This window comes from Jannaschia faecimaris (assembly GCF_900107415.1).
GTDB lineage: Bacteria > Pseudomonadota > Alphaproteobacteria > Rhodobacterales > Rhodobacteraceae > Jannaschia > Jannaschia faecimaris.
The window spans coordinates 16,432-38,076 of the sequence record NZ_FNPX01000001.1 but is presented as its reverse complement, the minus strand read 5'-3'; the positions used below and the strand labels follow the sequence as shown (position 1 = coordinate 38,076).

17 protein-coding genes are annotated in these 21,645 nt (G+C 64.2%); 4 read left to right on the top strand and 13 right to left on the bottom strand.

Going from position 1 to position 21,645, the window contains the following annotated elements; genetic code table 11:
• Window positions 1–12: 12 nt before the first annotated feature.
• The 5 genes from BLV27_RS00150 to BLV27_RS00130 form a co-directional block, all read right to left on the bottom strand.
• The gene (locus BLV27_RS00150) at window positions 13–768 is read right to left on the bottom strand and encodes a glycerophosphodiester phosphodiesterase family protein (protein ID WP_092640474.1); all 756 of its coding nucleotides are present in this window, start codon (window positions 766–768) and stop codon (window positions 13–15) included.
• On the bottom strand, window positions 765–1,217 hold the full coding sequence (locus BLV27_RS00145; RefSeq protein ID WP_092640471.1) for a RidA family protein: 453 nt from the start codon (window positions 1,215–1,217) through the stop codon (window positions 765–767). Before BLV27_RS00145 ends, BLV27_RS00150 begins: the two co-directional genes overlap by 4 nt.
• A gap of 126 nt (window positions 1,218–1,343) precedes the next feature.
• Complete coding sequence (locus tag BLV27_RS00140; RefSeq protein ID WP_092641949.1) at window positions 1,344–2,645, bottom strand: HlyD family type I secretion periplasmic adaptor subunit; 1,302 nt, start codon at window positions 2,643–2,645, stop codon at window positions 1,344–1,346.
• Between the two features lie 59 nt (window positions 2,646–2,704).
• Window positions 2,705–4,435, bottom strand: a complete 1,731-nt coding sequence (locus tag BLV27_RS00135; protein ID WP_092640467.1) for a type I secretion system permease/ATPase — start codon at window positions 4,433–4,435, stop codon at window positions 2,705–2,707.
• A gap of 122 nt (window positions 4,436–4,557) precedes the next feature.
• Window positions 4,558–6,708: a transglycosylase domain-containing protein gene (locus BLV27_RS00130; RefSeq protein ID WP_092640464.1), complete on the bottom strand. Its 2,151-nt coding sequence runs from the start codon at window positions 6,706–6,708 to the stop codon at window positions 4,558–4,560.
• Between the two features lie 258 nt (window positions 6,709–6,966).
• Between BLV27_RS00130 and BLV27_RS00125 the strand changes: the two genes are divergently transcribed.
• From BLV27_RS00125 to BLV27_RS00110, 4 genes are all read left to right on the top strand, one after another.
• Window positions 6,967–7,305: a P-II family nitrogen regulator gene (locus BLV27_RS00125; RefSeq protein WP_092640461.1), complete on the top strand. Its 339-nt coding sequence runs from the start codon at window positions 6,967–6,969 to the stop codon at window positions 7,303–7,305.
• A gap of 47 nt (window positions 7,306–7,352) precedes the next feature.
• Window positions 7,353–8,672 carry an ammonium transporter gene (locus tag BLV27_RS00120; protein WP_170831330.1) on the top strand — a complete coding sequence of 440 codons (1,320 nt, stop codon included), beginning with the start codon at window positions 7,353–7,355 and terminating at the stop codon, window positions 8,670–8,672.
• 137 nt (window positions 8,673–8,809) lie between these two features.
• Window positions 8,810–9,178, top strand: a complete 369-nt coding sequence (locus tag BLV27_RS00115; protein ID WP_092640454.1) for a SpoIIAA family protein — start codon at window positions 8,810–8,812, stop codon at window positions 9,176–9,178.
• 82 nt (window positions 9,179–9,260) lie between these two features.
• A complete protein-coding gene (locus tag BLV27_RS00110; RefSeq protein WP_092640451.1) occupies window positions 9,261–9,596 on the top strand; it encodes a zinc ribbon domain-containing protein YjdM in 336 nt (111 codons plus the stop codon).
• A 65-nt stretch (window positions 9,597–9,661) separates the two neighbouring features.
• On the opposite strand, the gene trxA is transcribed toward BLV27_RS00110, so the two are convergent.
• The 8 genes from trxA to regB all read right to left on the bottom strand — a co-directional run bounded on the left by trxA (window position 9,662) and on the right by regB (window position 21,587).
• Complete coding sequence (gene trxA / locus BLV27_RS00105; RefSeq protein WP_092640448.1) at window positions 9,662–9,982, bottom strand: thioredoxin; 321 nt, start codon at window positions 9,980–9,982, stop codon at window positions 9,662–9,664.
• A 46-nt stretch (window positions 9,983–10,028) separates the two neighbouring features.
• Complete coding sequence (gene addA / locus BLV27_RS00100) at window positions 10,029–13,439, bottom strand: double-strand break repair helicase AddA (protein ID WP_244504486.1); 3,411 nt, start codon at window positions 13,437–13,439, stop codon at window positions 10,029–10,031.
• On the bottom strand, window positions 13,391–16,333 hold the full coding sequence (addB, locus tag BLV27_RS00095; protein ID WP_092640445.1) for a double-strand break repair protein AddB: 2,943 nt from the start codon (window positions 16,331–16,333) through the stop codon (window positions 13,391–13,393). The genes addA and addB overlap by 49 nt, the downstream gene beginning before the upstream one ends.
• Window positions 16,330–16,989 (bottom strand): nucleotidyltransferase family protein, encoded by a 660-nt coding sequence (locus tag BLV27_RS00090; protein ID WP_092640442.1) that lies wholly within the window; start codon window positions 16,987–16,989, stop codon window positions 16,330–16,332. Before BLV27_RS00090 ends, addB begins: the two co-directional genes overlap by 4 nt.
• 8 nt (window positions 16,990–16,997) lie before the next feature.
• Window positions 16,998–18,020: an aminoglycoside phosphotransferase family protein gene (locus BLV27_RS00085; protein ID WP_092640439.1), complete on the bottom strand. Its 1,023-nt coding sequence runs from the start codon at window positions 18,018–18,020 to the stop codon at window positions 16,998–17,000.
• The gene (tsaE, locus tag BLV27_RS00080; protein ID WP_092640435.1) at window positions 18,017–18,508 is read right to left on the bottom strand and encodes a tRNA (adenosine(37)-N6)-threonylcarbamoyltransferase complex ATPase subunit type 1 TsaE; all 492 of its coding nucleotides are present in this window, start codon (window positions 18,506–18,508) and stop codon (window positions 18,017–18,019) included. The genes BLV27_RS00085 and tsaE overlap by 4 nt, the downstream gene beginning before the upstream one ends.
• Before the next feature lie 49 nt (window positions 18,509–18,557).
• A complete protein-coding gene (locus BLV27_RS00075; RefSeq protein ID WP_092640432.1) occupies window positions 18,558–20,144 on the bottom strand; it encodes a PAS-domain containing protein in 1,587 nt (528 codons plus the stop codon).
• Between the two features lie 78 nt (window positions 20,145–20,222).
• Window positions 20,223–21,587, bottom strand: coding sequence for a sensor histidine kinase RegB (gene regB, locus BLV27_RS00070; protein ID WP_092640429.1), 1,365 nt, complete (start codon window positions 21,585–21,587; stop codon window positions 20,223–20,225).
• Between the last annotated feature and the right edge of the window lie 58 nt (window positions 21,588–21,645).

Here is a 21,645-nt window from a genome sequence, read left to right as displayed (position 1 = left end):
GGTGTTGGATCGTCAGGGCAAGTAGCCTTCGAAGGTCACTGCGTCGGCGATTTTGCGGGCCTGTCCTTCCTCAGCCTTGCTGCGGATGGTCCAGCAAAGGATGCGCGCGCCCTCTGACTTCAGATCGGCCACGCGCGGCATCTGGAGCGCATTGGCCTGGTGGCTGATGAAGCTGCACCCAAGTGGTTCGTAGTCCGGGATGTCGCGCAGGCGATCGCGTGTCGCATGGGAGAGTTCGGGCCAATTCCGCGCGTCGAAGGCGGATGTGACCAGACCTCGCGGCAGGTGCGGCGCGCGGTCCCGGAAGCAGGCGACGGAATAGGGGTTGAACGACATCACGGCTGCATCGCCTTCATATCCGGCCAGGTCTGCGATCACAGCGTCTTCCAGCGGGCCCACATCGGGACCCATATCGCCATCGCGATCCTTGATCTCGATCAGGAGGGGGACGCGTCCGGCAACCATGGCCAGTACGTCCGCGAAGCGCGGTATGCCTTCGTCGCTGCCCGCAAGCGGGATGTTCGCCAGAGCTTCGGCCTTCTGCGCATCCACGGGACCGGCGGCAGCTGTCAGCCGGTGGAGATCATAGTCGTGGAACGCCATCGCGACGCCGTCGGACGAGGGCTGGATATCCAGCTCGATGGCGACGCCGAGCTCCACGGCGGCACGATAGGCCGCCATGGAGTTTTCGGGTACGCCTTCGGAATGCAAGCCGCGGTGTGCGATGTGGCCTTTCAGGAAGGCGGCGGGCAAAGCTGGACCGGTCATTTAACGCGGAAGATCCCTTCGATTTCGACGGCCACGCCGAATGGCAGGGCCGCCCCGACGGCGGACCGCGAATGTTTGCCCTTGTCGCCCAATGCCTCGACCAGGAAATCGGATGCCCCGTTGATCACTTTGGGCTGATCTGTGAAGTCGGGGGTACAGTTCACGAACCCGGTCAGCTTGACGACCTGGTCCAGGCTCTCGATGTCTCCGGTCGCTGCCTTGACCTGGGCCAGCAGACTGATCGCGCAGGCGCGGGCAGCGGCGGCTCCGTCCTTGATCGACATGCCATCGCCCAAGCGCCCGATGATCATGCCGTCCGGACCGCTCGAAATCTGGCCGGAGACGAACAGCAAGTCACCAGACCGGACGGCGGGCACATAGTTCGCAGCCGGCGCGGGCGCGTCAGGCAAGGTGACGCCGAGGTCGGCAAGGCGAGCGGTGATGGACATGGTAGCAGTTCTCCGGAGTTTTAATCCTATGATATCTGACATGCGATGCGCGGGATGGGAACCGGTGGCGTTGCCTGCTCGGTGTTCCAGACGACTACTCCGACCCGCACTGGTGCGCACCTCGGGTCAGCCGTCGCGGAAGGCGCGGTTGAAGTAGTCGGCCATCGGTCTCAGCAGATAGGACAACGGTGAACGGTCGTCGGTCCGCAGAAAGGCTTCCACTGGCATTCCCGGCAGGAGCGGCTGACCTTCCAGGCGCTCCACCTCGCCCTCGTTCGGCAGAATCTCGGCCTGGTAGTACGTCAGTCCGGTGGCCTGATCGGTGAAAGCATCCGGCGAGACGCGGACGATCTGACCGAACAGCTCGGGCGTGTTGCGCGCGTCGAAGGCCGACATGCGCAGGGTCACCGGCTGGCCGGGATAGACCTGATCGATGTGGATCGGATCGACCTGCGTCTGGATCACCAGCGGACGATCCTGAGGCACGATATACAGCACCGGGTCGGCCGGACGGATCACGCTGCGTTCGGCGAAGACCTGAAGGTCGTACACCACGCCCGCCACGGGCGCGGTGATATCAAGCCGCTCCATGCGACCGTTCAGCGCGCGATATTGTTCCGCCAGTTCAATTTGTCTGTAGGACAGGTCGCGCAGTTCGGTAATGGCGCTTTCCCGGGCATCGGCCCCGAGCTTGAGGATTTCCAGGTCGATCTCGGTCGCGCGGCCTTCCAGTTCGGCGACCGAGGCGGTGAATTCACCGACCTGGCCCAAAAGCGCCGCTTCTTCCCGTTGCAGCGCAAGGACGCGCGGAGCCTGCGCAAGGCCGCGCGCCAGCAGGCTCCTCTGGGCGTCGAGTTCTTCGCGGATGAACCCCAATTGAAGGTTCAGTGCCTCGGACTGTGCCTCGATGCCGTCGACTTGCGAGGAGATCTGGTCCTTCCTGCGGGCGAGTTGCTCGGCCTCTCGTTCACGGGTTTCAACCCGCGCATCAAAGAGGTTGACCTGGCCCTGGACCATTTCGGCCACCGTGGGCAGACGCTCTGCTTCGGTCAGCAGTTCGGCAGGGAACTCGAGCGCATCTTTCTCGTCGCGTTCGGCCGTCAAGCGAACGCTACGGGCGGCGATTTCCAGCAGCTGGTCGCGCAGGATATCGACGTTGGAGCGCAATTCCACCGGATCCAGCCGAATCAATGTATCGCCCGCTTTGACCCGGTCGCCTTCGCGCACGAGGATCTCGGCGACGACACCGCCGTCCGGGTGCTGAACGACCTGACGGTTTCTATCGACGGCCACACGGCCCGACGAGATAATCGCGCCGGAGATGTTGGCCATCACCGCCCATGTGCCAAAGCCCCCGAACAGCAGGAGAAGGCTCAGAACGCCGATCAGGAGGGGGCGGAACGCCGACCATTTGGGAACCTCCGGCATTTTGGGTGGTGGCGGCCCCATTTCGAGGGTCGTTGGTTCGGGGCTCTTTGGAAGTTTTGTCATAGGACACCTCCGGGCTGATCGGAGGCTGTGCCTGACAGATCCGCGTAGTTCTTGACCATCTTCTGCAGGACCTCCTCGCGCGGGCCGAAGGCCGAGCGCATCCCGTCGCGGAGCATCAGGAGCACGTCGCATTCCTGGATCGCGGCGGGGCGGTGGGCGATGATGATCACCGCGCGGCCCGAGCCCTTCATGCCCCTGATCGCTCGGTTCAGCGCCATCGTACCCTCGTTGTCGAGGTTCGAGTTGGGCTCGTCCAGGATCAGGATGGTCGGGTCGCCGAACATGGCGCGCGCCAGGCCGATCCGCTGAATCTGGCCGCCCGAAAGGCGCCCCCCGACCGCCGAGACCACAGTGTCGTAGCCGTCGGGTTGTTGCAGGATCATTTCGTGTGCTGCCGCCTTTTTGGCCGCCTCGACGATCTTGGCGGGATCCGGGTCGATCTGAAGCCGGGCGATATTGTCGGCGATCGTCCCGTCGAACAGGGAGACCGTCTGCGGCAGGTAGCCGATATACCCACCCAGAACGTCCGGATCGTATTGGTCCAGTGTCGCGCTATCGAGGCGCATCTTGCCGCCTGCGGGGGTCCATGCCCCGGTCACTGCCTTGGCGAGCGAGGTCTTGCCCGCCCCCGACGGGCCGATCACGCCCATCGCCTGTCCTGGCTTGAGCGTGAACGACACGGCCCGCAGGGAGGCCTGCGTCGCGCCCGGCGGGACGATCGTCACGTTCTCGGCGACCAGCATTGCACGCGGGCGCGGCAGGGGTGTGTGCGGCACATCGGGTGGCACCCGGTCCAACAGGTCGATTACCGAAGCGCGACCCTTCCGAGCGGCATCGACCATCTGCCATTGACCGATCATCAGCTCCATCGGGGCCAAGGCCCGGCCCATCAGGATAGACCCGGCGATCATTGCGCCGGCCGTCATCTCGTTCTGAAGAACGAGGTACGCGCCCAGGCCCAGCATTGCCGATTGCAGAAACAGGCGGAGGGTCTTGGTCGTGACGGTGAATAACCCCGATTTGTCCGAGAACGAGACAGCTTGCGCCAGAGAGATGCTGCGCGCCTGCATCCAGCGGGCAAACGCCGCACCGCGCATGCCCAGCGCCTGCACCAGTTCCGCCTCGGAGACTAGCTGTTGGGCCGTAAGCTCGGACCGGCCTGTGGCCTGATTAGCTGCTGCCATGGGACCACGGGTGGCAATCTGGTTGATCGTCGCCAGTCCGATCAGGACCAGACCGCCGCCCACGGCAAGATACCCCAGATAGGGATGCAGGATGAAAATGGCGGCAATGAAAAGGGGCGTCCAGGGAACGTCGAGCAGGGCAAGGAAGACCGGCGAGGATAGCAGCCGCTGCACCGCTTCCAGGTCGCGCAAGGGCGTACGGGCACCCGCACCGCCGGGCGTCGTGGCCGCCCGACGTAGGTGGGCTGTGAACACTCGACCGTCCAGCGCCGACTGGAATCGCGCGCCGACGCGGGCCATGACCCGACCACGGACGTAGTCGAGGATGCCCATCATAAGGAACAGAAATACCAGTAGAACGGAGAGCGCGATCAGTGTCTCCTCCGATCGCGAGCCAAGCACCCGGTCATACACCTGCAGCATGTAGATCGGACCAGTCAGCATCAGGGCGTTCACGACCATCGAGAACACGAAGGCCATGACAATAAGGTTGTTCGACTTGGCCCTGACGGCGCTGACTTCATCCGCACCGCGGGGACGCATTGTATGTCGAGAAGGTCTCATTTCAGAATTCCGATAGGTTCAAGACAAGGGCGCTCCGGGGGTGCACGGGTTGGGTAACACGACAATCTGGCGGGATAGTCGAGAGACCTTGGCTGGGTGCGCTAATTTCGGCCAAAAATCCCACCAAGGACGTCCAGAAGGATACGCTCGGCCAGGTCCGGTTGCCGTTGTTGGCGCTGCGGGGCGTTCGCCGGGGGCAGGGGTTGCGGCGCGGGGCGGGCCTCGCGACCCGCATCGATCATCGGCAAGGGCTTGATCGGCAGGCCATCGTGCACGCGCACCATCGTCTCGCGCCAGATTTCGGCCGGAAGGCCACCGCCGGTCACCCCCGTCAACGGGGAGTTGTCGTCGTTGCCCATCCAGACGCCCGCCACATAATCGCCTGTAAAGCCGATGAACCAGGCGTCGCGCGCGCCCTGCGTCGTGCCGGTCTTGCCTGCGGCGGGCCGCCCGTCCGGCAGCTTGGCGCGCTGACCGGTTCCGGCCTCGACCCCGCGGTACATCATGTAGACCAGTTGCCGTGCGGCCTCGGTCTGGATCACGCGTTCGCCCAGCCCGCTTTCGTGGTCCAGAAGCGGAGCCTGATCGCCGCGCAACGACAGGGAGTTCAGCCCATAGGCCGTGACCGACGTTCCACCGTTCAAGATGCCCGCATAGGCCCCGGTCATTTCCAGAAGAGTGGATTCGCTCACCCCAAGGGCGAGCGCGGGTCCGTCGGCAAGGTCGCTGTCTATGCCGAACTCGGTAGCCACCTTGCGCACGATGTCGCGGCCCACCTGTTCCGACAACCGCACGGTCGAGGTATTGAGCGAACGAGCCAGCGACTGCGTCAGCGTCACGTCGCCCGAATAGTCGCGCGAATAGTTTTCGGGCGACCAAGGGCCGGAGCCGGGAATGTTGATCGTCAGCGGTGCGTCCAGAATGGTGTCGTCGAATCGCCTCCCAAGGTCGAGCGCGGCGGCATAGACGAATGGTTTGAAGCTGGACCCGGTCTGACGCTCGGCCTGCACGGCGCGGTTGAATTGCCCACCGCCGCGCGTGTCTCGACCGCCGACCATAGCGCGCACTGCGCCGTCCGCACTCATCACGACGATAGCTGCCTGCGCTTCTGAGCCTTCCTTCACCTTGGTTTCAAAAACTTCGGCCAAGGCCTCCTCGGCCGCTTTCTGGATGCGCTGGTCCAGCGTTGTGCGCACCAATACGTCCTCGGTCGTGTCCCCGGTCAGGAAGGCGGGGCCATCCGACATGACCCAATCGGCAAAGTACCCGCCGGTGTCCTGCCGCGCGGCGGGGGACAGGGTTGCGGGGTTTTCTATGGCCTGCGTGAACTCGGCGGTGCTCAGGTAACCCTGATCCCGCATCAGGCGCAGAACGGTGGCGGCACGGTCCTGCGCGCGTTCAAGGTTGTTGGTCGGGGCGTAGTAGCTTGGGGCCGGAAGAAGGCCGGACAGCATCGCGCCCTCCTGCGCGTTCAGGCGCGCGACCGACTTGCCGAAATAACGCTGACTTGCGGCGGCAAAACCCCGCGCGCCGGCACCCAGGTAAGCACGGTTGAGATAGATCGCGAGGATTTCATCCTTGGTGAACTTGGCTTCCAGCGCCATCGCATAGGGGATTTCCTTGATCTTGCGCCAGACCGATCCGGCGCGGCAGTCGTTTTCAAACTCCGTTTCGGTCATGCCGAGGGTTGGATCCCAGTCCTGACCAAGACACAGAAGCTTTGCCACCTGTTGCGTGATCGTGGAACCGCCGCCGCCGGAAAACGGCCCGCGCCCCGCCTGGATGTTCGTACGCATTGCGCCCACGATGCCACGCGGGCTAACTCCAAAATGGCGGTAATAGCGCTTGTCTTCGGATGCGACGACAGCGTTCGCCAGGTGAGGTGATACCCCGTCCAGCGTGATCAGCCCGCCGAAATTGTCGCCCCGCCACGCGAAGGTCTGACCGTCGCGGTCCTGCAGGGTGACAGACCCGCGCGCGCGCCCGTCCGCCAGCGTCGCCATGTCGGGCAATCCGGCATAATTATACGCAGTCGCCGCCCCCAGAAGAATCGCGACGATCGCCGCCCCTCGCCAGCTGAGCGCCCAGACTACCCGCAAAAGCAGCTTGAACGGCCAGAGAACCCAGCCGAGCAGACCGCGCTTCTTGCGCACCGCCGGCTTGGCCCGCCGCTTGCGGGCCGCAGGCTTCACGGCTGGTTTAGCCGCCCGCCGCTTGTCGGCGGTCAGGGGCTTTCTTGGAGGCCTGGCCATATCTGCTCATCCCGTTGTGGGTTTAGGTTCAATATATGAACTGGCGAGTCGGTTGTGCACCCCGAACCGCACATTGCTTTGCATTTGCAGCATTCTGTATGTGCCCGATTATTATGCATTGCCTGTAAATTAGTCAATTTTTTGTGCAGGCGATGTGGATGCGCCGCCTCGTTACTCGCCAATTCGTTGCACACCCTGCCACCCAAGCCTGATCTGCCCCTGTCCGGTCCCATGGGGCCGCTTCGGAAGGGGAAATACGTGAAACTCATCATTGCAGCAATCAAGCCGTTCAAGCTCGAGGAGGTCCGCGAGGCGCTGACCACACTCGGCGTACGCGGCATGATGGTGACCGAGATCAAGGGCTTCGGCTCCCAGTCCGGGCACACGGAAATCTATCGTGGCGCGGAATACGCCGTGAACTTCGTGCCGAAGGTCAAATTGGAGATCGTGGTGGCCGACGCCATGGCTGATCAGGTCGTCGAAACAATCGCAAGCACCGCCAAGACCGACAAGATCGGTGACGGCAAGATCTTCGTCCTCGACGTGCAGCAAGCCGTGCGTGTTCGCACGGGTGAGCTGAACGACGACGCGATTTGAACGAATTTAGGGGAAACCACCAAATGAAACTCCGCACCTCTCTCGCCATGACGGGCGCGATGACGGCTCTTGCCGTTGTCTTGCCCCATGCTGGCTTTGCGCAGGACGCCGAGGCCGCTGCGCCGACGTTTGACGAAATCGGCCCGTACCTTATGACCACGCTGCTGTTCCTTGTGGGCGGCTTCCTTGTCTTCTGGATGGCGGCAGGCTTTGCCATGCTGGAGGCCGGGCTCGTCCGGTCCAAGAACGTCACCACGCAGCTGACCAAGAACATCGCGCTCTTCTCGATCGCCGGCATCATGTACTGGCTGGTCGGCTTCAACCTGATGTACCCGGCTGAATGGCTGATGGAAGGCTACATGGGCCCGTTCTTCTCCATCACCTCGCTTGAGCCTGTCGGCCTTGCCGCCGCCGATGCCTCGCTTGATTATGCATCGGTTGCATCCGACTTCTTCTTCCAGTTGATGTTCTGCGCCACGACCGCGTCGATCGTCTCGGGCACCTTGGCCGAGCGCATCAAGCTCTGGCCGTTCCTGATCTTCGTCGTCGTGCTGACCGGCTTCATCTACCCGATCGAAGCATCCTGGCAGTGGGGCGGCGGCTGGTTGTCGGAAGCTGGCTTCTACGACTTCGCAGGCTCGACTCTGGTCCACGCCGCAGGTGGTTTCGCCGCCCTGGCCGGTGCAATCGTCCTGGGCCCCCGTATTGGCAAATATGCCAAGGACGGCAAGGTTATCCCAATGCCCGGCTCGAACCTGGCACTCGCAACTCTGGGTACGTTCATCCTTTGGCTGGGTTGGTTCGGCTTCAATGGCGGCTCGCAGCTGGCTGCGGGCACCGTGGGTGACATCACCGATGTCGGTCGCATCTTCGCCAACACCAACATGGCAGCGTCTGCTGGTGCGGTTGCCGCACTGATCCTGACGCAGGTTCTGTACAAGAAGGTTGACCTGACCATGGTGCTGAACGGGGCGCTGGCCGGTCTCGTGTCCATCACGGCTTCCCCGCTTGAGCCCACGCTCTTCGGTGCGCTGTGGATCGGTGCCGTCGGTGGTATCATCGTGGTCTTCGCCGTACCGGCTCTGGATCGCATGAAGATCGATGACGTGGTCGGTGCAATCCCGGTTCACCTGCTGGCCGGTTTCTGGGGTACGATCGTTGTTCCGGTCTATGCGCCCGACACCAGCTTCGGAACGCAGCTTCTGGGCTTCGTCGCCATCGGTGCTTTCACCTTCGTGGTGTCGCTGGTCGTCTGGTTCATCCTGAAGGCCCTGGGCGGTATCCGGGTGTCCGAGGAAGCCGAGATGACAGGCCTCGATATGTCCGAGCTTGGCATGGAAGCCTACCCTGAGTTCTCCAAGGGCTGACCTTCTTGCCATTCAAGACAAATCAACCCCGGGCGCGCAATCGCCCGGGGTTTTCGTTTTGCGGTGCGGTTGACCCAAGTCAACGACGCGCGCCTTGCGGCCCGCGAAGGTGTGGCTTCCAGATGGAGGACGGTTGAATGCTCAAGATAACCAAGCGATCCGATGACCGGGTGGACATTGACCTCGCAGGTGCGCTTGACGCGGACATGATGCGCACGGGCCTTGATGACCTGATCGCCGCGTCGGAGGATGTCCGGCACGGAAAGATGTGTTACACCATCACCGATTTCGCCTTTCCGTCCGTCGGGGCGCTTGGAGTTGAGATGGGCCGTCTGCCCAAACTGTTCGGATTGCTTTCAAAGTTCGACCGCTGCGCAGTTCTCAGCGATGCCGATTGGCTTCGCAAAGCTGCCGAAATCGAGGGTGCGTTCATTCCGGGTCTCGAGATCAAGAGCTTCAAGCTCGACGAGGGGAAAGAAGCCGAGGCTTGGCTTGACGCGGCCTGACAGCGGCGCGGGACGCTGGATTTGCACCCGGTGACGTCAATGAAGGCTGGCCCGGGTGTTTCGGGCGGTCTAGACGCCTTACATGTCTGATACCCTGCCTGTTTGCCCCGAATGCGCTGGCGTCCACACTTATGAGATGGATGCCCTTCTGACCTGTCCCGAGTGCGGGCATGAGTGGTCGGCGCAAGCCGAAGAAGCCGCACAGGTGCGCGACAGTGTGGGCAACGTCCTTGCCGACGGGGATACGGTGACAGTGATCAAGGACCTAAAGATAAAGGGCACCTCTTCGGTCGTGAAGGTGGGCACCAAGGTTCGGGGCATCCGCTTGGTCGATGGTGATCACGACATCGACTGCAAGGTGCCGGGGGTCGGCCAGATGGGCCTGAAATCACAGTTCGTGAAGAAGGTGACCCCTTAGCGGACACGAAAAACCCCCGGAGGCCTTCGCATCCGGGGGCAAATCTTCAAAAGGTTTTTCGTCGGTCAGACGGCGCTTTCAATCCAGTCCTTCAGCGCGGCCTTGGGCGCGGCACCGATCTTCTGGTCGACGGCTTCGCCGCCTTTGAACATGAATAGGGCGGGGATGCCGCGTACACCCATCGCAGCGGGGCTGCCGGGGTTTTCGTCCACGTTGACCTTAACGATCTTCACGCGGCCCTCGTATTCTGCCGAAAGCTCTTCCAGCGCGGGGCCGATCTGCTTGCAGGGGCCGCACCATTCTGCCCAGAAGTCGACGACGACAGGGACATCGGACTGCTTGACGATTTCGTCGAAGGTGGCGTCGGTGGCGGAAACGGTGGCCATGGGGCTCTCCTGAATTTTTAAAGCGCTTGGGCGCGGTCGTGGGAAGCTATGCAGGCAACCCCACAGGGTCAATGGCCGGGCCAAGGTCCGTCACGAGATCGTGCGGCAATTCCATCAGGCTGGGCCCTTTTGTCCACAGGATCTGAACGCTGACGGCGCGTCCGGGCCAGATTGCCTGTGCGGCGATGCGATAGGCCGCAATTTGCCGCAAGATGCCTTGCGGCGTGTCGGCAGGGGTCGATGGCAGAATCGCGTTGGTTTTGAAGTCAACCAAGGTGATACGCGTGTCTTCGACGATCACGCGGTCGATCGTGCCGAAGATCGCCGGGTGCCGGTCGGTCGCGGGCAACGCGAAAGGCACCTCGGCCAGGGTGCCAGGTGCGAAGATATGAGCAAGGTCGGGCGCGTCCAATACGGTCAGTGCTTCGGCCAAAAGCGGGGCCGGATCGTCCCCTGCGAGGTCGGCATTGGCGGCCAGGATCGCATCCGCGCGCGCGGTCCAGTCGGCGCGGGGCAGGCGGGGCAAATGCTCCAAAAGGACGTGGATCGCCGTGCCGCGGCGCAGCGCCGCCTCCGTATCGAGCCCGGTTTCCCCCGGCAGCGCCTTGGCTCCGGCAAGGCCGGATGGCGCGATGCGTGTTGCCACCTTGGCGGGGGGAGGAACCCGTTTGCCAAGCCAATCGGGTGCTTCTGTTGTGCCGGTTTTGCGGGGGGGCGCACCCTTGTCCAGCGGCGTCCAGTCGCCCGTCTCGAGGCGCAGGCCCTGGCCGCCCTCAAAGGTGACAGGCCCTGCGCCACGCGCCACCATCGCGGCCTGAATTTTTTTGTACCAACTGTCGTTCTCGTCGACACCGACATCACCCGCAGCCCCGACGATGAGCCAGCTTTCGGCCCGTGTCATCGCAACGTAAAGCAGGCGGTCGCGTTCGGCGGCAACGGCAGCCTGCGCCTGTTCCACTTGCTGGGCCATCTTCGGCGCATGGTAGGCCTTGCTGGGCATCCAGACGACGGTCTCATCGTCCAGCCGTTGCACGCCCTGCGGAACCTTCGGGGCGCGCTTCATCGTCTCTGGCAGGATGACGACCGGGGCCTCCAGCCCCTTGGAGCCATGCACCGACATCACCCGGATCGACCCCGCGCCAGCCTGCCGCTTGACGTCGACATCCGCCGAGGCGACCCAACCGAGGAAGCCGGTCAGGCTGGGGGTTTCAAGTTGTTCGTAGGAGAGGGCCTGCGCGAGCAGCGCGTCTATCGCCTCCCCGGCTTCGTCGCCCAGTCGCGCTTGAAGTCGGCGGCGACCGTTGTGGCGGATCAGGATGCGTTGCAGCACCTCGTAGGGGCGCAGGATATCGGCGATGCGCAGCAGGTCGGCCAGCATCTCGGTCGTTTGTGAATCGCTGCCCGCGTCGCGCAGCACGTCCCACAGGCGGCGCTTACCGCGTCCGTAGGCCAACGCGAAAAGGCCCGGTTCGTCCACCGAGCCGAGCGGTGACCGCAGGACCGTCGCCAACGACAGGTCGTCGTCAGGCGTCGCGGCCCAGGTAAGGGCGGCGATCAGGTCTTTTACCGCCATGTCGTCTGACAGTTTCAGTCGGTCGGCCCCCGCGAGGTCGAGGCCCAGTGCTTTGCATTCACGCACGATGTGGTGGAACAGCTTCTTGCGGCGCTGCAACAGGATCAGGATATCGCCTGCCTGAACGGGACGGCGCTTGTCGCCTTCGCCAATTGGCGTTCCCGCCTTGATCATCCGCTGAATTTCATTGGCGACATGCTTGGCCAGGATGACATCGGCTTCGTTCGCGGCGGGCCGATCAACGGGGTCGAACCATTCGCGGTCAGAGGTGTCCGGCTTTTCCTGCACAACTGCGGGCCAGAGATCGACGCGACCCGGCATGTCGGACTTGAAGGCGATGTGCTCCGGCGCATCACCGACGCCGCCCCCGTCGCGGAAAACCTCGTCCACGAGGTCAAGAATTACGGGCGAGGAGCGGAATGAATGCAGCAGCGCGTGATCCTGCATCGGCGCGCTGTGACCGCGCAGCTTGTCGGCAAAGACGTTCCGCTTCTGATCGAATGCGGCCAGATCGGCCCCCTGGAAGGCGTAGATCGACTGCTTGCGGTCTCCCACGATGAAGACCGTGCGCCGGACATCGGACCGGGCGCTGGCCCCCGCGTTGAACTCGTCCGTAAGACGCTGGATCACGTCCCACTGCGCGGGGGAGGTGTCCTGCGCTTCGTCCACCAAGATATGATCCAGCCCGCCATCCAGTTTGAACAGCACCCATTGCGCCATGGACGACTCGGACAGCAGCCGTTTCGCGCGGTTGATCTGATCGTCGAAATCCAGCCAGCCCCGCGCCTGTTTTCGTGCCTGTACCTCGGCGGCGAATGCCGGACCGAAGGCGTGGAGCGCTTCTGTCTGTGCCAGCGCCTCGAAGGCGGCGATCCGGGTGCGGGCTTCAATGACGATGTCGCCAATCTCACCGTACAATTCAACGAGAGGGCCATGTATTCCGTCTTTGACGGCAGCGGGCCAGCGCGTCGTCTTTCGCTTCGCGCCTTCGCCGGTCAGGCAAATCGGTACCAACAGGTCGAGCCGGTCTTCGATTGCAGTGAGACGTGCCTGCTTGAAGGCGTCGGCAACCTTGAGAACACTCGCACCGGGCGCGTTTTCGGCATGGTCGATGAAGTTTTCGAGCAGGTCGAGGGTCTCTGATCCCAGTGTTGCATTTCGGACCGCGTCGGGGCTTTCGTCCACGATACCGAGTTTGGCCCGCAGATCATCCCGAGTCAGCCTTTCCACGAAGCCGTCGCGGTTGGCGGCGACGGCGCGCAGGAAGTCGGACGGCTCTCCGTCGGTCAGGCGGCGCGCGATTCCGTCGACCATCGGTTGCATCGCGGGATCGGCGGCCATGTCGTCCAGCACGTCCGCATGAAGTCGGGCCGTCGCCGTTTCGTCCATCTCGGAGAAGTTGGGCGACACGCCCGCTTCCAGAGGAAACCGCCGCAGAAGCGAGGCGCAGAAGGCGTGGATCGTCTGGATCTTCAGCCCGCCCGGAGTTTCGATTGCGCGGGCAAACAGGGTGCGCGCGCGTTTGAGTTGCTCCGTCGGGATCGTGCCGCGCCCGGCCCCCAGGCGCGTGATCTGGTCGCGCAATTCGTCGTCCGACAGCATCGCCCATTCGCCCAGCCGCTTGAACAGCCGGTTCTGCATCTCGCCTGCGGCGGCCTTGGTGTAGGTCAGACACAGGATTTTCTCGGGCGCGGTTCCGTCCAGCAGCAACCAGGCCACCCGGTCAGTCAGCACCCGCGTCTTGCCCGACCCGGCGTTGGCGGCAAGCCAGACCGAGCCTTCAGGATCGGCGGCACCGATCTGGGCGCGGGTCGCGGCGTCAGGGGTGAAGTCGGTCATGGCTTGTCCACCGGGATCGGGGTCGCGGGTGTCGTATCGTCCCATTCGCCGAACCGGGACAGCTGGTCGTAGTCGCTGGCAAAAGTCAGAAAATCGGGGGCCAAGCGGGCGATGAACGGCGTGCCGGTCTGGTACGCTTCGATCAGTTTCAGAAACTCGTTGCGGGTCTGTGCGACAAGGTCGGGCCCGAAATCCTTGGGTCCGACCTCCTTCGTCTGTGATCCGACCTGGATATAGGCGACTTCCTCGACCCGGCGCTGGGATACTTTCGGAAAGGCCCCCGCCTCGATCATCACGGCCTGAAGCAGAAGCTGCTTGGCGAAATAGAGTTGCGCCTTTTCCGTGGGCGGTGGGCCGGTCTTGTAGTCATAGATTGCCACGGCATCGCCCCGCGCATCGATCCGGTCGGGACGAGCGGTAAGGGTGAAGGGGGGGGTGTCAAAACGCAATTCGGCCGTGGTCTCGACCAGATGCGGGTTGCCCTTTTTGCGCCGTGCGTTTTCGCCCTCCAGGAAAGCCGCCGTCACCCGGTCGAATTTGCCCAGCCACAGGCGTCGTGCCCCCGGCCAAGGCGCATTTACCTCCAGCGCGAATTCGAGCGCGCGGCGCAAAGCAATCGCGGCATCGTCGGGCAGGGCACCCGGAATCTCATGGGAAAACCGCTCCATGGCGTCGTGGATCGCCGAACCGCGAACGCGGGCGTCCGGCCCCTGACGCAAGGGCGACAGGGGCTGCAAACGCAGGATCTGGCGGGCGTAGATCGCATAGGGATCCCGGATCAGCGTCTCGACCCCGGTGACCGACAGACGATCGAGCTTGACCCTTGCTGGTAGCATGGGGGCGGGTCGCGGCGCGGGCGGAGTGCGGGTGGTCGGCGAGTCAAGCTGCGCGGCGAGATCCAGCCAGAGCGCGCCCCGCCCTTTCATCGCGTCCAACGCGGCCTTTCCGCCGTCGCCGATCCCGCCCAGCAGGTTCATCAGCCGGTTCAGCCAGCGCGAAGGAACGGTCTCGGCCTCGGCGGTGCGGATCGCGCGCGACAGCCAGACCTCGGGCCCGGCGGCGGCCTGTTGGAAGTCATGCGCGGAAAGACCAATCGAGCGGTCGGGCAGGCGCAGCCCCGCTTCGGCCCGCATCGCGCGATTCAGCCAGGGATCGGGCGTCGGCTGTCCGGGCCAGACGTCGTCGTTCAACCCGCCGAGGATAACGATATCGGCCGTGCGAACGCGGGCTTCCAACGCCCCCCAGATCATCACGCCCGGATGCGGGGAATAAGGGTCGCGGACCTCCTCGGCTTGCAACAGCGCCGACAGGATGCGCGCATATTCCGCCGCGCTGACATCGGCGTCGCCACGCTCGGGTGCGGCCTGTGCCAGTTGGTCCAGTACGCGTTTCGCCGCGCGGCCCGCAGTGTCGGACCAGAGCGGCCCCGTGTCATTGCCCGTGCCCTGGGCCAGGGTTTCGACCAAAGCCAGGTGGCTTTGCACATGGGCGACAAGCGGTGCCATTGCCGGCTGCGTGGGCAAAGTGTCGAGCAGATCGCAGAGCCAGTCGGTCCAATCGTCTGCCGCCCGGGGACGCGCAGGGTCGGCCAGCCACGCGTTCACCGTGGTGCGGGTTGGGAATGGGCAGGGCTTATTGCGCAACAGGTCGATCTCCAGCTCACGCGCGCGCTTCAAGTGCGCGGCGCGTTCGCCGCCGATTTGGGTCAGGGGATGCTTGAGAAGGATCGCCAGCGGCTCCGCCTCGACCTGCTGGCCGCGCATCTCGGCGGTGTGGAGCAACAGGCGGCCCGGCGCACTCTGATTGAGCGGCTTGCCGGCGGAATCGTCGGGGACGATTCCCCAGCGGTCCAGATGCGCCGCGACCTGCCGGGACAGGGTTCGGTCAGGCGTGATGAGCGCGGCGGTCTTGCCGGCATTGAGGGCGGCGCGCAGACCGGTGGCGATCGCCATCGCCTCGGCCCCCGGTGACGGCGCGGCGAGCAGGGTGATGCCGTCGGTGGCGGCGTTGATGTCGGTCAGGCCCGGCCCCTCCTCGCGCCAGGCATCGGTCACGGGCGCGGGGCGCAGGGCCAGGGAGATGAGCGCGTTGCGTCCGGGCGCGGCTGGTGTGGCATCGCCCCAACGGGGAACGTCGTCGCGCGTCAGGCCCAGATCGCGCAGGAGTGCTGCGTGGCGATACTGCGGGTGATCCTGCTGCCCCGGCCCGTCGGCATCGGTCAGACCCGCCCAAGCATCGTCGGGCATGTCTTCGTCGACGCCGGGCAGGACGACCGCACCCATCGGCAAGTTCAGCGTCGCGCGGATCAACGTCCGTGTCGGTGCGCGCGACGCGGTGGAGCCGGCAATAATCATGGGGTCCTGCGGTGGTGTCGTTTGCCAATGGGTCAACAGACGGTCCAGCGTCAACGCCTGCGCCCCCGCCGGGGTCAGCGTGCCATCCGCGTCCATCCATCCGGTCGCGACCGTCAGGAATGTCAGCGTCCGCTGCCACTGTTCGGAGAGGTCGCCCGTCTCGATCTCGGTCAGGACGGCGGGATCCATTCTTTCTTCCTGCATCTCGGCCAGCAGGGTTGCCAGGCTGCTGGCGAGGTCGAAGGCGGCGGAGGCCGGGGCAAGGTCGGGAGAGGCTGACAGCAAGTGCGCCACGAGCTGGGTCAACTTCAGGCGCAGGGCCAGCGGTTCGATCCCGGTCGTTGCGGCCTCGCCCGGTGGCAACAGGGGGGTCAGATCGGTCACAAGGCGGATTCGAGGCAGCAGCGTTGCCCCCTCAGCGGCCAGCGCTGCCTCAATCCGGCGGGCCATGCGCGTCGTGTTCACCAGAAGCGTGACGCGGGCCATCGCCTCGGGCGGCTGATCGCGCAGGGCGCGGCGCAAGCCGGACGCAAAGCTGGCCGAGAAGTCGATGCCGACTGGTTCGCGGTAGAGACCTCGGATCATGTGGCGTTCCTCAACATCGTTTCCGCGATGGCGATGCCGTCCGGCGTGCCCACGTCGGCCCAGTGCCCCTGATGCACCACGCCGAACAGCCGGCCGCGCTCCATCATCTCGAACCACAGGTCGCGCAGGGAAAAGACATCGCGCGGATCGTCTCGCAGCCCGTCCGGTTTCACGATGCCCGCGCCGGTATAGACAAGGCCCGCGTTGTCGCGCGTGAGTCGGCCGTTGAGGTCGATCGCGAAACTGCCGCCTGCCTGTCCGGTGGCCCGTTCCCGGGGCACAAGAAGCAGCAGGCCGTCCATCGTGGCACCATCCCATGCCCCCATCAGCGTGTCGCGAGCCCGTGGTCCGCTCCAGCAGGCATCGGCGTTCATCGTCAGGACCGGACCGTCGCCCAGAAGTGGGAGGGCATTGCGCAGGCCCCCGCCGGTTTCAAGCAGTGTCGGCGCTTCATGGATCAGGGTGATATCACTGCTGTGCAGGTGATCGTGCAGCCTGTCGGCGAAATGATGCGTGTTGATGACGGTCGGGCCCGGGCCCGCGATTTGCTCCAGTGCGTGGTCGATCAGTGGCCGGCCTGCGACCGAGACCATCGCCTTGGGGCGGTCATTCGTCAGAGGGCGCATGCGTGTCCCAAGGCCCGCGGCGAAAACCATGCACGCGATCACGGTGTCGCCGCGTGGTATAGGCCTCGAAACTGACCCGCTTGGGCTTCTGTCGCAGCCAGCCAGCCGGCGTCAGGTGTGGGTAGAAGGCCGTCGAGCAGCGCGCGTACTTCATTGAGGGCGGGATGCCGCAATTCGCGTTGCAGTGCAATCCAGGTCGGCGGGATGAACCGCAGATAGGACGTGCGTCCGGAATGCAGGCACAAACGGGTGAAGACCCGACCGATGATGCGCAGGCTGCGCTGAACCGAGCAGACGGCGATGCGTGCGCGCGCATCTTCGGCGTTGACTCCGGTCGCCGTCAGATAAGTCTGCGTTGCCGCCTCTGCCGCCTCGGGCGTGACCGCGCGGCGCGGATCGTGGATCAAGGACGCCAGATCATATTCTGCCGGTCCCAGCATTGCATCTTGGAAGTCGAGAAGGCCGATGCGGGCGATGCCCTCGCGCGCAGGCAGCCACAGCAGGTTTTCAGCATGATAATCGCGATGCATCAGCACCTGCGGTCCTGTCAGCGTCGTATCGATGGCGCGCTGCATCGCGGCTTGCAACGCCGGTTTGCGATCGCGGTGTGCCGGCGCGTACCAGTCGAACACTGTCGTTGTCAGCGCAGCCATCTGATCGGGATAGGACGGTAGTGGCGGGGGTGTGTGCTGATGAAGTTCGGCAAGGACCCGGCTCGCCTCGGAATAGAGTACGGCCTCTTCTTGCGGGTATGTCCTTGCGCGGACCGCCAGCAGATCGTCGCCCAGATCCTCCAGCAGGAGAAGGCCATTCTCCGGGTCGCGGGCAATTATGCCAGGCGCGGAGAAGCCCCGCGCTGAAAGCCAGTCCGCGATGGCGATGAAGGGGCGCGTGTCTTCACCGGTCTGCGGCGGCGCATCCATCAGTATCGCGCACGCTGCATTCAGGTGTAGTCGTTGGTATCGGCGTAAGGATGCGTCCCCCGCCAATGGATGACGCATGGCTGCGCCCCAACCGGCATCGGCGAGGAAGGTGTCGATGAGGGCGTCTCGGTCACTCATTTCATGCCTCTTGCAAAGGCCGGGCGAAGGCGGTCCATTGTCGCGCGCGGCCCGGTGATGGTCAGTCGGCGCCGGTCGTCCGGGGTGGCGTCCAGCATGATGTCGATCGCCGCCTGGGGCCGGTCAAGGCCCAGGCGGTCGGGCCATTCGATGAGGCAGAGCGCGGTCTCGAAAGCTTCGTCCAGGCCAAGCTCGGTCACGGCATCGGGGCCGCTCAGGCGGTATAGATCGGCATGCCAGACGTCGAACGCGCCGACGTCATAGGTCTGCACCAGGGTGAAAGTCGGCGAGGGTACATCCTCGCGCGGCAGGCCGGCTCGGGCGCGCAAAGCGGTGATCATGGCACGCGACAGGGCAGTCTTGCCCGCGCCAACCGGCCCATGCAGCAAAAACACGTCGCCCGGCGCGACGCGTTCGGCGAGTGCCTGTGCCATCGCCTCGGTCGCCGCGGAATCTGGCAGGATGCAGATGAAAGTAGAGCCGGTCATTCCCGACCAGTTAGACGGCCCCGGCGGACGGCGGCAAGGGGCAATGCCGTCAGGCCGTGAGGGCTGGTTGATCGGGCATCGCGGGAGGCAGTGTGGCCAGTTCGCGATCGGAACGGAGCGCGAGGGCCAGCCCACCATCAGGTTGCGGCAACACGCGCACGAAGATCACTGTGCCGTCATCCGTCGCAAGCCGCTGATCCCAGGAACTGCGCTCCTCAAGCGGTCCGTGAAGGAGGTCGCGGATTTCGCCCCAGAGCGGGGTCGGGCGGCAAACCGAAGACCAGAGCGTCAGGCAACTGGCCAGCGTTTTGGGTAGCGCAATAGTGTTGCCGCCGCCAAACCAGATCGATTGGGCGACATCGTTGGTGGCGACGCGTTTGCCCTTTGGGTCGAAGGTCACGATGCCCGTGTCGGCACTGTCGAGAAGGTCGGTAAACAGGTCGCGATCCTGACGATGGCGCAGATTGGCCATTGTCTCGGTCGATATGTCTTCCAGCAGCAGGGTTATCGCTCCGTCGCCCTGCGGGCGCACGCTCATGCGAAAACTTGTCCCATCTGAATGTGCCCAGTTCTCGATATGCGTTTCGGTGTGCGTGCCGGAGGCTAGGTCGGCAAGCCGCCTACGCCGGGCCAGGTGGTCGCGCGATCCCGAGAGCATTTGCCGGTCGCGCAGCGTGTCCAGTACGTCGGTAATATGTGGCCGCCGCGATAGCCAAGTCGTCTCCAGTCCGGTCATGTCCATGAAAACCGGGTTGAATAGAGCGAGATTTCCAGTCTGGTCAAAAATGGCAAGACCCGTTGGAAGGTCGGCAAAACTCTTGCTCAGGGTCTGGATGAACTTGCGCAAAGCGCCCTCCGCTTCGATGACGGCATCGAGCGGGATGGCATGCCCGTGGCGGACGCCGTCCACATCCGGGGCAGAGAGCGTGACATCGAACCAATGTTCCGCCCCGTCGGAATCGCGGCATTTACGCCGGGAGCGTCCGGCCTGCGCGGCATCGCCGCCCGAAAACATCGCGTGAAGGGGCCAGCCCCGGGCCGCATCGAGCCCGTGACAGCTTGCGATCAGGTCACGATAGACCGCGTTGGACCACGTTACCTGACCGTCGCAATCAACGGCCCAGCTGAGCGTTGGCGAGGTTTCATTGGCCCGGATCGCCGCATCGCGTTCCGTCGTAATCGCATTGAAGCTGGCAAGGTCGATATGCACTGCGGTCTGCTTCAAATCCGCGGCCGAGACCGTGACGCACAGATCCGGGCCAGCGCGGTGGCCGATGACCACGATGCTGTCGCTGGCCAGCGTCCCGTCCAGTCGAAAGGCAAGGCCATCGACTTCGAGCGCGCGGAGCGCCGCCGCTGCTCCGGGCACGATTTCGTTCAGGCAGGCGCAAAGGTCGTGCCACGCGCGCATCCGGTCGACCGGCAATGCAAGTAGGAAGCCGACGTTTTCAGAATGCTCAACAAGATAGCCGTTACGGAACCGGAGAGTTCGCGGCTCTCCCAAGGGGTCCAACCGGGCCAGTGCGGCGGGTCTGTCGGACTGTCGCGCTGCCAGCCAGAGAACAAGGAGCAACGCGGAGACGCCGGCAAAGAAACCACCCAGAACGGGGATCAGGATAACGCCTGCGCTGCTCATTCACCACTCTCCGCTCTTGAACTCAAAGCATCGGTGATTTTGGTTAAAAGGAAGTTAACTGTGCCGCCACTCTGCGGATCAGTCGGTGATCGGAGTGTTTTCGCCCAGGACTGCCCGATCGGTCACTTCCAGCGACGCGCGGGCCCAGACGGTCTCCGCGATTGCCCCGCCACGGGTTGCCGGAGGTTGCCTGCCGACACTTGATCCGTTTGCGAAGGACAGCGTCGCGCCCGTCCGTTCCAGCAGGGTCTTCGCGATGAATAGCCCCAGGCCCATGCCGACGTAGCCCTTGCGGCGCCGGCTGCGCAGGAATGGATCGCCCAGCCGGTGCAGCACCTCGGGCGGATAACCGGGACCGTCGTCGATGACGCGAATGATCAGAGTGTCGTCCGACCAGCGCCCGTCGATCCAGACCTCCGTCTTGGCGAAGTCGACGGCGTTCTGGATCAGGTTTCGCAGACCGTGAATCACTTCAGGCAGGCGGTTGAGCGTGGGCATCCGGGGGTCGGCCCCCTCAAGCGCGTTCCAGGTGCTATGGATGATTATACCTCGGTTGGAATGCGGATCGGCGGCCTCGCGGATCAACTCCTCAAGCGGGGCGGAACGCATCTGGTGGTCTGATTTCCCGGCGCGGCCCATTGAGCGGAGAATATCGCGACATCGATCGGCCTGCGAACGGATGAGATCTGCGTCGGCCCTGAGGTCGGGATGGTCGGCCAACTCGTCGGCCAATTCAGCCGATACCAGCTTGATCGTCGCCAGCGGGGTTCCCAGTTCGTGCGCGGCGGCGGCGACAACCCCGCCAAGGTCATGGAGTTTCTGTTCCCGCGCCAGCGCTGTCTGTGTTGCCAGAAGGGCGTTGGACATCCGTTCCGTCTCAAGCGTCAGGCGGTAGGCAAAGCCGGCGAGGAAGACCATCCCGATCACGATGGCAAGCCAGAACCCGACCAATTGCAGCTGCGGCAGTTCAAGGATCTGACCATCGGACAGGCGAAGTGGCAGGTGGTACCCGGCCAGCAACGTAATCAGGGCAATTCCCACGGCCCCCAGCGTCATCGTCGCCCTGAGCGAGAGGGCCGTCGCAGAGATTGTCACGGGGGCCAGGAACAGCAAGGCGAAAGGATTGTTCAACCCGCCGGTCAGAAAAAGCATCGCAGACAGTTGAACCAGATCGAACAGCAGGAACATCATGGCCGAGCGTACCGACAGCCGTGCGTTGCCGGGACGGAACGCCTCGATCGCGAGGTTGGCGACGGCACCGGTACCGATGACGAGCGCGCAGAGACCGAGCTCGAACTCCAGGTCGAGCAGCACGCTGGAAATCAGAACTGTGACCGATTGTCCCAGAATGGCCAGCCAACGCAGGTTGACCAGCGTGCCCAGACGGACCTGCGGGGCCTCTGCTTCCGGGGGCAAAAGAGTGTTTGTGCGCGTGATCGGCATGGGCCTGATGGTCCGTTCTGATTTGACCGGTGTGAGAATGAACCATATCTCCTTTGAG

Bases quoted from the DNA above. Each gene is read 5' to 3' on its own strand.
- BLV27_RS00150 (WP_092640474.1), bottom strand. From the start codon at position 768: ATGACCGGTCCAGCTTTGCCCGCCGCCTTCCTGAAAGGCCACATCGCA.
- BLV27_RS00145 (WP_092640471.1), bottom strand. From the start codon at position 1,217: ATGTCCATCACCGCTCGCCTTGCCGACCTCGGCGTCACCTTGCCTGAC.
- BLV27_RS00140 (WP_092641949.1), bottom strand. From the start codon at position 2,645: ATGCCGGAGGTTCCCAAATGGTCGGCGTTCCGCCCCCTCCTGATCGGC.
- BLV27_RS00135 (WP_092640467.1), bottom strand. From the start codon at position 4,435: ATGCGTCCCCGCGGTGCGGATGAAGTCAGCGCCGTCAGGGCCAAGTCG.
- BLV27_RS00130 (WP_092640464.1), bottom strand. From the start codon at position 6,708: ATGGCCAGGCCTCCAAGAAAGCCCCTGACCGCCGACAAGCGGCGGGCG.
- BLV27_RS00120 (WP_170831330.1), top strand. From the start codon at position 7,353: ATGACGGGCGCGATGACGGCTCTTGCCGTTGTCTTGCCCCATGCTGGC.
- BLV27_RS00115 (WP_092640454.1), top strand. From the start codon at position 8,810: ATGCTCAAGATAACCAAGCGATCCGATGACCGGGTGGACATTGACCTC.
- BLV27_RS00110 (WP_092640451.1), top strand. From the start codon at position 9,261: ATGTCTGATACCCTGCCTGTTTGCCCCGAATGCGCTGGCGTCCACACT.
- trxA (WP_092640448.1), bottom strand. From the start codon at position 9,982: ATGGCCACCGTTTCCGCCACCGACGCCACCTTCGACGAAATCGTCAAG.
- addA (WP_244504486.1), bottom strand. From the start codon at position 13,439: ATGGGACGATACGACACCCGCGACCCCGATCCCGGTGGACAAGCCATG.
- addB (WP_092640445.1), bottom strand. From the start codon at position 16,333: ATGATCCGAGGTCTCTACCGCGAACCAGTCGGCATCGACTTCTCGGCC.
- BLV27_RS00090 (WP_092640442.1), bottom strand. From the start codon at position 16,989: ATGGTTTTCGCCGCGGGCCTTGGGACACGCATGCGCCCTCTGACGAAT.
- BLV27_RS00085 (WP_092640439.1), bottom strand. From the start codon at position 18,020: ATGAGTGACCGAGACGCCCTCATCGACACCTTCCTCGCCGATGCCGGT.
- tsaE (WP_092640435.1), bottom strand. From the start codon at position 18,508: ATGACCGGCTCTACTTTCATCTGCATCCTGCCAGATTCCGCGGCGACC.
- BLV27_RS00075 (WP_092640432.1), bottom strand. From the start codon at position 20,144: ATGAGCAGCGCAGGCGTTATCCTGATCCCCGTTCTGGGTGGTTTCTTT.
- regB (WP_092640429.1), bottom strand. From the start codon at position 21,587: ATGCCGATCACGCGCACAAACACTCTTTTGCCCCCGGAAGCAGAGGCC.